At 68.5% G+C, this 15,319-nt stretch carries 9 protein-coding genes; 7 read left to right on the forward strand and 2 right to left on the reverse strand.

Going from position 1 to position 15,319, the window contains the following annotated elements; all coding sequences use genetic code 11:
- Nucleotides 1-14: 14 nt before the first annotated feature.
- Nucleotides 15-1,586: a carboxylesterase/lipase family protein gene (locus LJ737_RS02975; RefSeq protein ID WP_227762849.1), complete on the reverse strand. Its 1,572-nt coding sequence runs from the start codon at nt 1,584-1,586 to the stop codon at nt 15-17.
- Nucleotides 1,587-1,745: 159 nt separating this feature from the next.
- Here LJ737_RS02975 and LJ737_RS02980 point away from each other — a divergent pair, with 159 nt between their 5' ends.
- The 5 genes from LJ737_RS02980 (at nt 1,746) to LJ737_RS03000 (ending at nt 10,685) form a co-directional block, all read left to right on the forward strand.
- Complete coding sequence (locus tag LJ737_RS02980; RefSeq protein ID WP_227762850.1) at nt 1,746-3,146, forward strand: sensor histidine kinase; 1,401 nt, start codon at nt 1,746-1,748, stop codon at nt 3,144-3,146.
- Nucleotides 3,147-3,266: 120 nt separating this feature from the next.
- Complete coding sequence (locus tag LJ737_RS02985) at nt 3,267-4,928, forward strand: NAD(P)/FAD-dependent oxidoreductase (RefSeq protein WP_227762851.1); 1,662 nt, start codon at nt 3,267-3,269, stop codon at nt 4,926-4,928.
- A 369-nt stretch (nt 4,929-5,297) separates the two neighbouring features.
- A complete protein-coding gene (locus LJ737_RS02990; RefSeq protein ID WP_227762852.1) occupies nt 5,298-8,864 on the forward strand; it encodes a S8 family serine peptidase in 3,567 nt (1,188 codons plus the stop codon).
- 262 nt (nt 8,865-9,126) lie between these two features.
- Nucleotides 9,127-9,987, forward strand: coding sequence for a metallophosphoesterase family protein (locus LJ737_RS02995; RefSeq protein WP_227762853.1), 861 nt, complete (start codon nt 9,127-9,129; stop codon nt 9,985-9,987).
- Entirely contained in the window at nt 9,987-10,685 is a 699-nt protein-coding gene (locus LJ737_RS03000; protein ID WP_227762854.1) for a hypothetical protein, read from the forward strand. The genes LJ737_RS02995 and LJ737_RS03000 overlap by 1 nt, the downstream gene beginning before the upstream one ends.
- An 81-nt stretch (nt 10,686-10,766) precedes the next feature.
- Here LJ737_RS03000 and LJ737_RS03005 read toward each other — a convergent pair whose 3' ends face one another.
- Nucleotides 10,767-11,972, reverse strand: a complete 1,206-nt coding sequence (locus tag LJ737_RS03005) for a galactokinase (RefSeq protein WP_227762855.1) — start codon at nt 11,970-11,972, stop codon at nt 10,767-10,769.
- A 498-nt stretch (nt 11,973-12,470) separates the two neighbouring features.
- Here LJ737_RS03005 and LJ737_RS03010 point away from each other — a divergent pair, with 498 nt between their 5' ends.
- Nucleotides 12,471-14,069 carry a family 43 glycosylhydrolase gene (locus LJ737_RS03010; RefSeq protein ID WP_227762857.1) on the forward strand — a complete coding sequence of 533 codons (1,599 nt, stop codon included), beginning with the start codon at nt 12,471-12,473 and terminating at the stop codon, nt 14,067-14,069.
- A 126-nt stretch (nt 14,070-14,195) separates the two neighbouring features.
- Nucleotides 14,196-15,257, forward strand: a complete 1,062-nt coding sequence (locus LJ737_RS03015) for an aldose epimerase family protein (protein WP_227762859.1) — start codon at nt 14,196-14,198, stop codon at nt 15,255-15,257.
- The last annotated feature ends 62 nt before the right edge of the window (nt 15,258-15,319 follow it).

The raw sequence follows: 15,319 nt of genomic DNA on the forward strand, positions 1-15,319 counted from the left end.
GCAGCCGCGAGGCCTCAGCGGCGGTACGCCTGGGTTGGAAACGTGGGGTCTTGATAAGCGTCGGAGGCCGGGGCTGGGCCAATAGCAGGCCCAAAAATCATAGCCTGCTGATTGGCTGGGGTGTAAGCGGGCCAGTCGGGGCCGGGTTGGCCGGTTTTGATGAAGCGCGCCCAGCGGGCGTGCATGGCCGCGGCCAACGTGGCATCGGCGGTTTTGCGCGGGGCGCCGGGCGCGGCTGCGGCGGGGGCCGCTGCCGAGGCGCCGGCCGGGGCATTCCACACGTAGGCCAGCTCCTGGGCGTGCACGGGCCGTTGCGCGCCGCCGGGCCCGTCGAAGCGGTACAGCCACACCGGGGCGCCCGCGGCGGCCAGCGAATCGGCCAAGCGGTACGTGGCCAAGCGGTAGAGGTAGTCGGTGAGGGTGCGGTTCCAGGCATCGGGCACGGCCTGCTGCTGGGCCCGTTGGTAGGCCTGCCACACCCGGGCGCCGTTCTGGCCGAACACCAGCTGCAGGGCCGCCTCGTTGGGCTCGGCAATGGCGGAGCCCGGGCCGGTGAAGAGGCCGGCTTCCTCCCGGTTGGTGCCCAGCAGCACCGGCCGCGGGCGGGCCCGACGCAGGTAGCGCAGCGGCGGCTGCGGCAGGGTGCGCCCGTCGAGCACCGGCCCGAACACCTGCAGGCCACCCGCCCCGCTGGCAAACGTGAGCTGCGCCCGCACCAGCGCTTCGGCGGGCGCGGTGCGCAGATCGGTACCCGCGGGCAGGGCCCGCCGCAGCTGCCGGCTTACCGCCCCGGCCGTGGCCGTGTCGCGGATGGCCTGCACGGCGCCGCTTTCCAGTATCACCCGCTGAAACAGGCCCTCGGCTGCCGGCGCGGCCAGCAGCGCCCCCACCAGCTTGGCCCCGGCCGACTCGCCCATCACCGTCACGCGGCGCGGGTCGCCGCCAAAGGCGCGGATGTTGGCCTGCACCCAGCGCAGGGCCGCCACCGCGTCGAGCAGGCCGCAGTTGCCGGCCTGGGCGTAGGCCGGGCCCCAGGCGGCGGGCGCCTGCAGAAAGCCCAGGCTGCCCAGGCGGTAATTCAAACTCACGGCCACGATGCTGTCTTGGGCGGCGAAGGTCCAGGTGTCGTTTTCCTCGCCCGAGCCGCCGGTAAAGGCCCCGCCGTGCACCCACACCACCACCGGCCGGGCCGGCGGGCGCTTGGCAGTGGCGGACCAGGCCGGAGCCCACACGTTCAGGTATAGGCAATCTTCTTGGCCCTGCACGCCGGCCGGGCCGCCCGCCTGGGTCGCTTTCGGGCCGAAGCCGGTGGCCGCCCGCGGGCCTTGCCAACGGGGCAGCGGCTGCGGCGGCCGGAAGCGCCGGCCGCCCACCGGGGCCTGGGCGTAGGGAATGCCGCGAAACACGCATAGGTTGGCCTCGCGGATGCCTTGCAGCCGGCCCTGGTGGGTTTTTACCTCGATAACGGCCGACTGGGCCGTCGGCGTCTGGGCCGCCGACGGCTGGCGGAAGCCGGCGGCCAGCAGCAGGGCGCCGGCCAGCAGGCCGGGCTGCAAGGGGCGCAAGGCGGGAAACGGACGGTACATGAGCGGCAAGATAAGGGCGCGAACAAAGCGCCGGCGCCTCGGGGCGCGGTCGGTGATGACGCACAGGAAGCCAAAGCCTGCCGGTTCGCTTACCTTTAGTCCCAAACCCCGCCGCCGCGGGGCGGTTGCTTTGTTGTGGACCCTTTAGCCCCCGTTGCTATGCCAACTACCGCCACGCTTACCGCCGACGACCTGACCGTGGTGCCCGCCCTGCAGGGCCTGCCCGACGAGGTCCTCACTTGGCTGCTCACCCACGGCGAACCGCTCGACGCCCCGGTGGGCACCGAGCTGTTCCGTCCCGGCGACCCGGTCGACTACCTGCTGATCCTGCTGCGCGGCGCCGTGCAGATGTGGCGCGAGCAAAATGGCCACCGCGAACCGTTCTTGCGCGTCGAGGCCCCGCAGATAACCGGCCTGCTGCCCTACTCCCGCCTGCGCCAAACCACCGCGCTGGGCATGATCGTGGCCGATGCGCAGCTGCTGCGCCTGCACCGCGACCAGTTTCCGGAGCTGGAGCGCATCAGCCCCGAGCTGGTGCAGCGCCTCGTGGGCCTGATGAGCGACCGGGTGCGCGAAGAAGCCCGCACCCAGGAGCGCGACGACAAGCTGCGGGCCCTGGGCAAGCTCTCGGCCGGCCTGGCCCACGAGCTCAACAACCCCGCCGCCGCCATCAGCCGCTCGGCCGCCGAGCTTTCCAGCCGCACCGGGGCCGGGCCCATGCTGCTGCAAGAAGTGCTGGCCGCCGGCACGCCCGCCGAGCAGCTGCCGGCGCTGCTGCAGCTGGCCAGCCACTCCATGCTGCCCGGCGCCTCGCTGTCGGCCCTAGAGCAGGCCGACTGCGAAGAGGAGCTGGAAGACTGGCTGCTGCAGCAGGGCATCAGCGACGTGCACGGCCTGGCCACCGGCCTGCTCAGCGGCGGCCTTGATGCCGACGTGCTCGGGCCGGTGCTCAGCGCCCTGCCCGCCGCCGCCCGGCCGCCCGCCCTGCGCTGGCTGGAAGGCCAGCTCACCAGCCACCAGCTCGTGCGCGACGTGCAGGAGGCCTCGCGCCGCATTTCCGAGCTGGTGCACAACGTGAAGGACTACTCCCACATGGACCGCGCGGGCGGCTTTGTGCCCACCGACCTGCACGGGGGGCTCGACAGCACCCTGGCCCTGCTCAGCTACCCGCTGCGCCAGCACCGCATCCGCGTGGTGCGCGACTACGCCCAGGGCCTGCTCAGCATCCAGGGCCAGCCCGGCGCCTTGAACCAGGTGTGGACCAACTTGCTCGACAACGCCATCGACGCCCTGCCCGCCACCGGCGGCACCATCACCCTGCGCACCCGCCGCAGCGGCGAGTACGCCCAGGTGTGCGTGGAGGACGACGGCCCCGGTATCCCGGCCGACGTGCTGCCGCATATCTTCGAGCCGTTTTTCACCACCAAGCCCATGGGCGAGGGCACCGGTATGGGGCTCGACATTGCCCGCCGCATCGTGCTCAGCCACGGCGGGCGCGTCAACGTTTCCTCCCAGCCCGGCCGCACCGAGTTCTGCGTGTGGCTGCCGATGGAGGACTAGGTGGTGAAAGGGTGAAGTTGTGAATTTGTGAGTGCTGTTCTGACGGCGCAACAGGTGCCGTACCCGCCTCCCAAACCCCAACTCGCCACTTCGCAATTTCACAAGTTCACAAGTTCACCCATGGATAAGAAACCCGTCCTGCTCGTGGTCGACGACGACCCGCAGGTGCTATCGGCCATCGACCGCGACCTGCGCCAGGAATTTCGGCCCGAGTACCGCATTGTGCGGGCCGGCTCGGGGCAGGAAGGGCTGGAGGTGATTCGCCAGCTCAAAGCCCGCGCCGAGCCCTTGGCCCTGGTCCTTTCCGACCAGCGCATGCCTGACATGGAGGGCGTGCAGCTGCTGGAGCAAGCCCGCACCTTGTTTCCGGAGGCCAAGCGCGTGCTGCTCACCGCCTACGCCGACACCGAGGCCGCCATCCGCGCCATCAACGACGCCCGCCTCGATTACTACCTGATGAAGCCCTGGGACCCGCCCCAGCAGCTGCTCTACCCCACCCTGCACGACCTGCTGGCGGCCTGGCAGGTGCAGTACCAGCCGCAGTTTCGCGGGGTGCGCCTGATCGGGTTTCAATGGTCGCCGCTCTCGCACGAGCTCAAGGATTTTCTGGCCGGCTACATGGTGGCTTTTCAGTGGCTCGACTTCGAAACCAACCCCGAAGCCGCGCTGCTGCTCGATTCGCTGGGCCTGAAATCCGAAGACCTGCCCGTGGTGCTGACCCAGGACGGCACCGTGCTGCCCCACCCCACCCGCGCCGAGCTGGCCACCCAGCTGGGTTTGGCCCGGCAGGCCTCGCAGCAGCTCTACGACGTGGTCGTGGTGGGCGCCGGACCCTCGGGGCTGGCGGCGGCGGTGTACGGCGCTTCCGAAGGGCTTAAGACCCTGCTCATCGAGCGGCAAAACCCCGGCGGGCAAGCCGGCACCTCCTCGCGCATCGAAAACTACCTGGGCTTCCCCACGGGCCTGAGCGGCTCGGAGCTGGCCCACCGCGCCTGGGCCCAGGCCGTGCGCCTCGGCGCCGAAATCCTCAACGCCCAGGAAGTCACCAAGCTCTGCGTGCAGGACGAGTATAAGGTGCTGACCCTGGCCGACGGCAGCGAGGTGCGCAGCCGGGCCGTGGTGCTCACCACCGGCGTGAGCTACCGGCAGCTGGCCGTGCCGGGCATGGACCGCCTCACCGGCGCGGGTGTGTACTACGGCGCGGCCCGCACCGAAGCCCGTTCCTGCCACGACCAGCCGGTGTACGTGGTGGGCGGCGGCAACTCGGCCGGCCAAGCGGCCATGTACCTGGCCGGCTACGCCAGCAAGGTCTACATCGTCATCCGCGGCGCTTCCCTGGCCGCGTCCATGTCGGCCTACCTGATCGAGCAGATCGGGCGGACCGCCAATATCGAGCTGCTGCCCTTCACCGAAATCCAGGAAGTGAAGGGCCAGGACCACCTCGAAGCCGTGGTGCTGCGCCAGAACCAGACCGGTCAGACCCAGGAGTGCCCGGCCCGCGCCGTGTTCGTGTTCATCGGCGCCAAGCCCAGCACCGAGTGGGTGTGCGACGTGCTGCTCTGCGACGGCAAAGGCTTCGTGCTCACCGGCCGCGACCTGGTGGCCGACCCACGTTTTGCCACGCGATGGAAAAAGCAGCGCGAGCCGTACGCGCTGGAAACCTGCGTGCCCGGCATCTTCTCCGCCGGCGACTCCCGCGCCGGCGCCATGGCCCGGGTTGCCTCGGCCGTGGGCGAGGGTTCCATGGCCATCAAGTTCGTGCACCAGTATTTGGACGAGTAGGTGTGGGTGGATAATCGGACCGTCATCCTGAGGGCCACGAGCTGCAGGAAGGCGCAGCCCAGGGCCTGCCTCGCGCCCCGTACCAAGTAGAAAGCGCAGTCGCCAACGCCCCATCATCCGGGCTGCGGTGGCTGCGCTTTCTACTTGGTTAGGTTGAACGCAGCAAGGCCTGACAGCACCAGTCGGTGTCGGCACTTCGGCAGTGGCGGAGGTGCAGGGCTTGAAAAAAGTCCTGGGCTACGCTTTGCCTCGGGTCGTGGCGCTCGAGACGACCGGCCGAAGAGGCGGATAAAAATGAAGAAACGGTGAAGCTTTTTGGTATTTTGCTGCCAATCAACGCTTCATCTCTTCCGTTTATCCGTTCCCCGCATGAAACACCTTAACGCGCTGCTGCTGGCGGCGCTGGCCCTGAGTAGCTCCGCGCTGCAGGCCCAGCCGACGCCCGCGCCCACCAAGCTGCTGCTGGCCAGCGGCACGCCGGCGGTGCCGGCCAACTTCGCCACCTGGGCCGCGGCCGGCCGCGCCGAGTCGGTAGCGGCGGCCGACGTCTGGCAAGGGAAGTACTACCGCGTCCTTCAGTTCAGCCAGCTGCCCACGGCCGAACAGCACCGCGCCCTCAAAGCCCTGGGCGTGCAGCTGCTCGACTACCTGCCCCAGAACGCCTACGTGGCCGCCCTGCCCACCACGCTCGACCGCGCCCGCCTGCAGGGCTTTGGCATCCGCGGCGTGGTGCCGGTGCAGGCCAGCTGGAAGTACACCGGCCTCCTCGCCCAAGGCGGTGGCACGCCCGCCTACGCCCTGCGCGGCGCCGGCCGGGTGGCCGTGGTCGTGGGCTTTCACCCCACCATTCAGCCCGCCGAGGCCGCTGCCGCCCTCACGGCTGCCGGCTACGCGGTGACCGAGCGCCAGGACTTCTCGCGCCAGCTTACGCTGACCGTGCCCAGCAGTGACCTCGCGGCCTTGGCCGCCCGGCCCTGGGTGGCCAGCGTGGAGTACGTGGCGCCCGACCCCGTGCACGACAACAACCGCGGCCGCACCGACCACCGCGCCAACGCCCTGGCTGCCGACTACGGCGCCGGCCGCCACTACGACGGCACCGGCGTGAACGTGGCCCACGGCGACGACGGCATCATCGGTCCGCACATCGACTTCCAGGGCCGCCTCGACCAGACCAGCGCCGGCCCCGACGGCGGCACCCACGGGGACCACGTGGCGGGCATCATCATGGGCGCCGGCAACCTGGACCCGCGCTACCGCGGGCAGGCCGTGGGGGCCTTTAACTACTATTACTCTTACCCCAACAACATCAACAGCGCGCCCACGCACTACACCTCGCGCAGCATCCGCATCACCAGCAACTCCTACAGCAACGGCTGCAACGCGGGCTACACGTCCTTTGCCCGGCAGATGGACCAGATGAGCCGGCAAATGCCCCTGATGCTGCACGTCTTTTCCTCCGGCAACGAGGGCGCCTCCAACTGCAACTACGGCGCCGGCGCCACCTGGGGCAACATCACCGGCGGGCACAAGGTGGCCAAGAACGTGATGACCGTGGGCAACCTGAGCTACATCGACGCGCTGAACTCGTCTTCCTCCCGCGGGCCGTCCACCGACGGGCGCATCAAGCCAGAGGTGTGCGCCGTGGGCACCAGCGTGTGGTCGACGCAGCCGAACAACACCTACGCGGCCCTGACCGGCACGTCCATGTCGTGCCCGGCGGTGAGCGGGGTGGTGGCCCAACTGATGCACGCCCACAAGGCCATCAACAACGGCGCCGAAGCCCCGGCGGCCCTCGTCAAGGCGGCGCTGATGAACACGGCCGAGGACCTGGGCAACGCCGGCCCCGACTTCCGCTTCGGCTACGGCCGCATCGACGCGCTGCGCGCCGTGCGCGTGCTCGAAGACCACAGCTATAAGCTCGACAGCCTCACGCAGGGCGTCACGCGCACGCACACCATCACGGTGCCCGCCGGCCAGCGCCAGCTGCGCGTGATGCTGTACTGGCCCGACTACGAAGCCGCCGCCAGCTCGCGCAAAAACCTCGTCAACGACCTGGACCTGACCCTGACCGCGCCGGGCGGCACCGCCTACCAGCCCTGGGTGCTCGACCCGCGCCCCACGGTGACCAACCTGAACGCGGTGGCCGTGCGCGCCCGCGACTCGCTCAACAACGCCGAGCAGGTGACGCTGGATCTGCCCGCCGCCGGCACCTACACCCTCACCGTGAACGGCACCGCCGTGCCCCAGGGCCCGCAGCGCTACTACCTGCTCTACACCTGGCTCGACGACCGGGTGGAAATGACCTACCCGCTGGGTGGGGAGGGCTTCGTGCCCGGCGAAACCGAGGCCGTGCGCTGGAACGCCGCGCCCGGCACCGACCCGTTTACGCTGGAGTACACCCTGAACAACGGCACCACCTGGACGACCATTGCCTCGAACATCAGCGCCGCGGACCGCTACTTCAACTGGGCCATTCCGGCCTCCATCACGCCCTCGGGCCAGGCCCGTCTGCGCGTGCGCCGCGGCACCCAGCAGGATGAGTCGGACGCCAACATCACCATTGCCGGCGTGCCGGCCAACCTGCGCGCCACCGCCGTGTGCCGCGCCAGCACCACCCTGGCCTGGGACGCCGTGGCTGGTGCCACCAGCTACGACGTGATGCGCCTCGGCGCCATGTACATGGACTCGGTCACCACCGTGACGGGCACCACCATCAGCCTGCCGGTGGTGGGCACCGGGGAGCAGTGGTTTGCCATCCGGGCCCGCGGGGCCAACGGCATGGTGGGCCGCCGCACCCGCGCCCTGCTGCGCCCCGGCGTGCTGAGCAACTGCAACGAAGCCCCGGCGGCCGCCATTGGGGTGCTGAACGGGCAGGCCTGCGTGGGCACCCCGGTGCAGCTGCAGGACCTCTCGCAGCTCGCGCCCACCAGCTGGCAGTGGAGCGTGACGCCCAGCGCGGGCGTGAGCTTTGCGGGCGGCACGTCGGCCGCTTCGCAGAACCCGCAGTTGCTCTTCAGCCAAGCCGGCACCTACAGCGTGACGCTGACCGCCACCAACCAGTACGGCCCCAACACCCGCACCGAAACCAACCTGCTCACGGTAATCACGGCGGCGAACGGGCCCTACGTGGAGGAGTTCCGCACGGCCGTATTCCCGCCCGCCAACTGGCGCGTGGTCGACCCGAACGGGGGCTACACCTGGCAGCTGAGCCCCGGCACCGTGACGGGCCCGGATAACACCAGCCGCCGCGTGCCCTACGTGAACGACTACGAATTCACCAACCGCACCGCCGAGGAATACCTGCTGGCCCGGCCCGCGCAGGCCGGCGGCGGCAACCCCGTAGCCGTGCGGTTTGCCGTGGCGTACGCGCCCTACAGCACCGGCTACAACGACGGCCTGCGGGTCGACATCAGCACCGACTGCGGCCAGACCTTCCAGCCCACCGGCTACCTCAAGCGCGGCGCGACGCTGGCCACCGTGGCGGGCTACGTGACGACGCCCTGGGCGCCCACGGCCGCCAGCCAGTGGCGCAGCGAAACAGTGGCGCTGCAGCCCCTGCTGCCCGCGGGCTTCAACGGCAACATCGTGGTGCGCTTCGCCAACCTCAACGACAACGGCAACAACCTCTACCTGACCGACGTGCGCATGGAGTACATCGTCACCGGGACCAAGGGCTCGGCCGCGCTGGCGCAGTTTTCGGCCTACCCGGTGCCCTTTGGCGGGCGCCTGACGGTGAACGTGCAGGCCGCCAAAGCCAGCGCCGGCACGCTGCTGCTCACCGACGCCCTCGGCCGCGAGCTGCTGGGCCAGCCCGTGCAGCTCAGCGGGCTGGCCCAGCAGCTGGAGCTGGACACCGAAGCGCTGGCGGCCGGCGTGTACTCGCTGCGCCTGCTGCTGCCCGACGGCCAGAGTCAAGCCTTGCAAGTGCTGAAGTAACCGCCCCGGCGCCAGCTGGCCCGCAATGAAACCCGACGGCCCGCTTTTCCATCCGGAAAGGCGGGCCGTCGTGCGTAGGGATGGATTAGCCGGGTTGTGCTGGCTTGAATGCTAAAACGTAAATCAGGCAATTAAATAATTATTTTCGGTTCGTAGCAATACATTAAAGATTTTTAATTAACCAAACCGAATGCCCGGCGGTATATGCACCCGACGCCGCAACGGCCACCACCCACCTGAACCTGGCCCGGCGTCTGTTTTTATGCCGCAACTTTTCTCTGCCTTCCACTCTTTTCTGCGCCGACGCCGCGGGCTGTTGCCCGGCGTGGCGCTGCTCCTGAGTAGCCTGCTCGCGGGCTGCGACCTGATTGAGTTCAGCCCCAACGAAACCCGCACGCCCGAAGCGTACCACGACCTGACGCGTAAGAGCCTGGAGCGCCTGCAGCAGCAGCCCAAGCCCCTGGGCGGCGACACGGTGCGCTTCGTGTTCATCGGCGATTCGCAGCGCTTTTACGAAGAAGCCGAGGCCTTTACCCAAAGCGTAAACCAGCTGCCGGGCGTGTCCTTCGTGGCCATTGCCGGCGACATTTCCGATTTCGGCCTGATCCGGGAAATGCGCTGGGTGCACGACCGGCTTAAGCACCTGAACGTGCCGTACCTGACCGTCATCGGCAACCACGACCTAGTGGCCAACGGGCGCGAGGCCTACCAGCAGGTGTACGGCCCGCTCAACTACAGCTTCGAGTACGGCAGCACGCGCTTCGTCTTCGTCGACACCAATGGGCGCGAATACGGCTTCAACGGCCGCGTGCCCAACGTGCCCTGGGTGCAGCAGGCCCTGGCCAACCCCGGCCCGGGCATCCGCCGGCAGGTGGTGATGAGCCACGTGCCGCCCCACGACGCCGACTTCGACCCGCAGCTGGTGGCGCCCTACGTGCAGGCCCTGAGCTCGGCCCCGCGCGTGGCCTTTGAGCTGAACGGCCACAAGCACGACTTCAGCGTCGGGCAGCCTTACGAAAACGGCCTGACGTTCATCAACTCGTACAGCTTCGAAAAGCGCCAGTACCTGGTGCTCACGCTCTGGGGCGAAAAGGAGTTCAAGCTCGATACCGTACAGTACTAATGAGCCGCGCTTTCCTGCTTCCGCTCCTGCTGCTGGTGCCCCTGCTGCCCGCCGCCGCGCAGTCTGATTCTGCCACGGCCGCCCCTGCTCCGCTACCTGCCGCGCTGGCGCTGGCGGCCGCGGAGCCGGCCCCAGCCGAACCCGCCGCCGTGGCCCCCACCGGCCTGACGGCCCAACCCTGGTACCGCCCGCACCATCTGCTGCTGCAAACCGCCGCCGGCCAGGGCCTGATTACGGCCGGCGTGGGCTATACCACCCTGCGCGGCCGCGTCGACCTCGACGTGCTGGCCGGCTACGTGCCGAGCAAGTACAGCATCACGCCCATGGGCATTTTTACCGCCAAGGCCGGCTACTCGCCCTGGACGCTGCACTTGGGCCAGAGCCGCTGGCAGGTGCGCCCCTTCACGGTGGGCGCCTTGGTCAGCCACACGGCCAGCCGCGGCCTCAACGACTCCCGCGACGGGAAGTATGAGCCGGGCTATTACTGGTGGTCGTCGCGCACCCGCGTTGGGGGCTTCGTGGGCGGCAAAGTCAGCCGCGTCATCGGCCACAACCGCTACGGGCACCCGCGCACCCTGGGCGCCTACTACGAGCTGGGCACCAACGACCTGTACCTTTCGAGCATCTTCACTAACCTCGGCGCCCTGGGCGTACACGAAATCCTGACCCTGGGCTTCGGGGTGAAATACGACCTGTAGGCCGCGGATTCGCCCACGCCTGCAAACAAGCGGCCGCCATGCTCCGACGAAGCATGGCGGCCGCTTGTTGGTGGTGCCTCGTTAGCAGTTGTCGGGCAGTGGGGCCGGGTGGTTGACGCTCGGCAGCGCCTCCGCGCGCGTTTCCGATACGCCGTTGACGATGCTGGTCTGATACGTTTCCAGCTCCCGCCCGAAGCGCTGCTGGTACGCGCGGCCGACCTCGCGGATGAAGGGCTCGACCTGCTCGGGGGCCACCAGGTTGATGGTGCAGCCGCCGAAGCCACCGCCCATCATGCGGGCGCCGTACACGCCGGGCAGGCCGCGGGCGGCTTCCTCCAGCACGTCCAGCTCCAGGCAGCTTACTTCGTAATCGTCGCGCAGGCCGGCGTGCGAGGCGTGCATGAGCTGGCCAAAGCCCGCCAAGTCGTGGCGCTGCAGGGCCGCGCAGGCGTCGAGCACGCGCTGGTTTTCCTCCACCACGTAGCGGCAGCGGCGGTAGGTCACCTCGTCGAACTCGGCGCGGTGCTGCTCCAGCTGCGCCAAGGTGGCGTCGCGCAGGCTTTTGACTTCGGGGTGGTGCTGCTGCAGCAGGTGCACGCCCCGCTCGCACTCCTCGCGGCGCTTGTTGTACTCCGAGCTGGCCAAGCTGTGCTTCACGCCGGAGTTGCAGAGCACGATGCGGCAAGCGTCGGTATCGAAGGGGAAGTACTCGTAGTCGAGGGAGCGGCAGTCGAGGCGCACCACCTGGCTGGGCCGGCCAAACAGGCTGGCAAACTGGTCCATGAGCCCGCACATCACGCCGGCGTACTCGTGCTCGGCCTTCTGCGCCACGTGGGCCAGGGTCATCTTGTCGAGGCGGGTGCCCAGCAGCTGGTCCAGCGCAAAGGCCAGCCCGCACTCCACCGCCGCCGACGAAGACATGCCCGCGCCCACCGGCACGTTGCCGCCAAATACGCAGTCGAAGCCGGCCAGCACGACGCCGCGCTTCTGCAGCTGCGCCGCCACCCCGAGCAGGTAGTTGGCCCACTGGGTGTCGGTACGGTGCAGCTGGTCCACGGCTATGGTGCAGCAGTCGTTCAAATCGTGCGAAACCAGGCGGATTTCGCTGCCGCTGTTCAGGCCCACCGCGAAGTAGATTTCCTTATCGATGGCGGCCGGCAGCACGTAGCCGAGGTTGTAGTCGGTGTGCTCCCCGATGAGGTTGACGCGGCCGGGGGCGCGCACCAGCAGCGGCGCCGTGTACCCGAAATGGCGTTGGAAAGCAGTGGCAACGGTTTGAGCAGGCATAGCAACGAGGAGTAAGGACGGGCGGCAACTAGCCTGTGAAGTACGCAGATTCGGCGCCCGCGGTCATGGTTCGGCGCCGCTGGCACGGTAGCGGCCAGCGCAACGCCCGGGCGAAAATGCGGCGACGACGGCGGACATCCCACCGCGGGCGCAAAAGATTAAGCGGCCGGTTGGGGCTTTTCGGCGGCAAAATACCCGCGTTGAGCAAAAAAATGGCGCAATACTGAGACGGAGTGCAGCGAGTTTCGCTAACTTCGAAAAATAGAATACGCCGAACTAATGGAAATACGTCCGCGTTCGGCGTTTTTCATTGCCCCAGAAAGCTTTTTCGGGTCGAAGACAAGTTGTACGGCAGGTACAAACTTTCGTCGGTAAGTCCTAAAAAATTCCTAAGTCTGGCGCGCAATTTGTCCGAACTTTCACCGTTCGGGGTGCGCGGCGGCCGGAGTTGGCAGGCTTGCCGGGTTGACCCCTTTTCCCACGTAACCTTTCCCTGCTGTGTCTTTCGACTTCGAATCGGGCGCCCTCGCTCCTTCCCTGAGCCCCGAGTGGCTGACCGAACGTCCGGAATCCTTTTTCGCGGAAGTAGCCGGCGTGGTGACGGCGGCCCCGGCGGCGCCGGCCCGCATCAGCTACGACCGGCTGGTGCTGCCCGGTGACTTTCCGGACCCGACCATCTGCAAAATCGGCGACACCTACTACGCCTCGGCCACCACGGCCGAGTGGGGCGCCGTGTTTCCCATCTTCAAGTCCGACGACCTGATCAATTGGCAGCTGGTGAGCCACGTGTTTCCCGGCCGCCTGCCCGAGTGGTGCGACTCGAACTTCTGGGCCCCCGAGTTCTTCTATGAGGGCGGCAAGGTGTATATGTATTACACCGCCCGCAAGAAGGGCGGAGTGCTCAGCGTGGCCGTGGCCAGCGCCGACCACCCCGAAGGCCCCTACACCGACCACGGCCCGCTGGTGGGTGAGGCGGCTGGCTCCATCGACGGCTTCCCCATCCGCGACGAGCACGGCGTGCTGCACCTGGTCTGGAAAAACGACGGCAACAGCCGCAACCGCGCCACCCCGATCTGGGCCCAGCGCATCGACGAGAAAAAGCTGAAGCTGGTGGGCAAGCGCCACGAGCTGTTCCGCAACGACGCGCCCTGGGAAGGGCCGCTGGTGGAAGGCTCGGCCATGGTGCGCCACAACGGCTACTTCTACATGTTCTACGCCGGCAACGCCTGCTGCGGCAAGTACTGCACCTACGCCGAGGGCGTGGCCCGCTCGCGTACCTTGCTCGGCCCCTGGGAAAAGTGTCCGCAAAACCCCATCCTGACCGACAACAGCACTTGGAAGTGCCCCGGCCACGGCACCGTCGCTGAAAAGGACGGCCGCTGGTTTTTGATGCACCACGCCTACGCCGCCAACAGCCACGAGTTTGTGGGCCGGCAGGGCCTGCTGAGCGAGTTTACCTGGAACGAGCAGGATTGGCCCGAATTCGTGAACAACAGCCCGCAGGCCGCCCCGCTGGCCGACGTGAGCGTGCTGAACGTGACCGACCACTTCGAGGGCGACGCCCTGGGCCTGGCCTGGCAGTGGCCCGTGGCCCTGCTGCCGCGCACCACCGTGCTCGACAACCGGCTGCACCTCGGTGCCAGCGCGCTGCGCCTCGGGGCCATGCTCGGGCAGCGCACCTACGCCGCTACCTACACGGCCAGCGTGGTGGTGGATGCCGCCGCGCTGACCGACGGCACCTTCGCCGGCCTCGGCGCCGTGGGCGACCCGTACAACGCCCTCGTGCTGGCTTTCGGCGACAACCACCTGCAGCTCTGGCACGTGAAGTCGGGCAAGAAAAACCTGCTGGCCGACCTGCTGCTGGAGCCCTGCGAGTCGCTGGGCCTGCGCCTGGAGTGCTGGGGCGGCAGCCGCTACCGCTTCGCCTACAGCCCCGACGGCGGCACCCACTGGGAGCCGCTGCGCACCGAGGGCTTCGCCATCAACGGCACCTACCTGCCGCCCTGGGACCGGGGCGTGCGCGTGGGCCTGCTGGCCCAGGGCGAGGAAACCGAAACGGTCATCTTCGAGCAGTTTACGCTGCGTAACCAGCGCTAACGCCCGCGCGACACGCGCCCTGCCCACCGCCCCGGTCGTCGGCTGACGACCGGGGCGGTGGCGTCTGGGGGCAGCCCGTTTGCTGTTTCGTGCGTAGACTTCGGCCGGAAACCAGCCCGACCCGCTATGCAAGAGCCGCTCATCTCCACCGCCGACTTCGGCCCGCTGCCCGACGGGCAAACCGCCCAGCTGTTTACCCTGCGCAACGGCCGCGGCCTCGAAGCGCGCATCACCAACTACGGCGGCACGCTCACCCACTTGCTCGCGCCCGACAAGGACGGGCAGCCCGGCGACGTGGTGCTCGGCTTCGATGCCGTCGGCGGCTACCTGAGCGAGACTTACCGGCAGGCCGGGCCCTACTTCGGCGCGCTGATTGGCCGCTACGGCAACCGCATCAAGCAGGGCCGCTTCCGCCTCGACGGGCACGACTACACGCTGGCCACCAACAACGGGCCCAACCACCTGCACGGCGGCCTGCGGGGCTTCGACAAGGTGCTGTGGCAAGCCGAGGTGCTGGTGGAGCCCACGCCCGCCCTGCGCCTGACCTACATCAGCCCCGACGGCGAGGAAGGCTACCCCGGCACGCTGACCGTATCGGTGGTGTACGCCCTCACGCCCGACAACGCGCTGCGCATCAGCTACGCGGCCACCACCGACCGGGCCACGGTGCTGAACCTGACCAACCACGCCTACTTCAACCTCAGCGCCGGCGCTCAGCCCGACGTGCTCGGCCACGAGCTGCAGCTGCACGCAGAGCGCTACACCGTGGTCGACGACACGCTGATTCCGACCGGGGAGCTGCGCCTGGTGCAGGGCACGCCCTTCGACTTCACCCGGTCCCACGCCATCGGGGCGCGCATCGGGCAGGTGCCCGGCGGGTACGACCACAACTGGGTGCTGGCCGGTGGCGAACATTTTCGGCTGGTGGCCACGGCGCACGAGCCCGGCTCGGGCCGCACCCTGGAAGTACGCACCGACCAGCCCGGCGTGCAGTTTTATTCCGGCAACTTTCTCGACGGCTCGCTGACGGGCAAAAACGGCCGGCCCTACGGCCGGCACGCGGGCTTTTGCCTCGAAACCCAGCACTTTCCCGACTCGCCCAACCAGCCCGCGTTTCCCTCAACGGTGCTGCGTCCGGGCGAGCTGTTCAGCTCCGCCACGGAATACCGGTTCGGGGTTCAACGCTAGCGGCCCCGGAGGATGCTTGGCCGCGGTGGGTGGTGGGCGCGGCGAAACCGGCCAAAGTAGGC

Origin of the sequence: Hymenobacter sp. 15J16-1T3B, assembly GCF_020711235.1 — a bacterium.
Lineage (GTDB): Bacteria > Bacteroidota > Bacteroidia > Cytophagales > Hymenobacteraceae > Solirubrum.

Coding starts and splice junctions, on each gene's coding strand:
- LJ737_RS02995 (WP_227762853.1), top strand. CDS start 9,127: ATGCCGCAACTTTTCTCTGCCTTCCACTCTTTTCTGCGCCGACGCCGC.
- LJ737_RS03015 (WP_227762859.1), top strand. CDS start 14,196: ATGCAAGAGCCGCTCATCTCCACCGCCGACTTCGGCCCGCTGCCCGAC.
- LJ737_RS02975 (WP_227762849.1), bottom strand. CDS start 1,586: ATGTACCGTCCGTTTCCCGCCTTGCGCCCCTTGCAGCCCGGCCTGCTG.
- LJ737_RS02990 (WP_227762852.1), top strand. CDS start 5,298: ATGAAACACCTTAACGCGCTGCTGCTGGCGGCGCTGGCCCTGAGTAGC.
- LJ737_RS02980 (WP_227762850.1), top strand. CDS start 1,746: ATGCCAACTACCGCCACGCTTACCGCCGACGACCTGACCGTGGTGCCC.
- LJ737_RS03005 (WP_227762855.1), bottom strand. CDS start 11,972: ATGCCTGCTCAAACCGTTGCCACTGCTTTCCAACGCCATTTCGGGTAC.
- LJ737_RS02985 (WP_227762851.1), top strand. CDS start 3,267: ATGGATAAGAAACCCGTCCTGCTCGTGGTCGACGACGACCCGCAGGTG.
- LJ737_RS03000 (WP_227762854.1), top strand. CDS start 9,987: ATGAGCCGCGCTTTCCTGCTTCCGCTCCTGCTGCTGGTGCCCCTGCTG.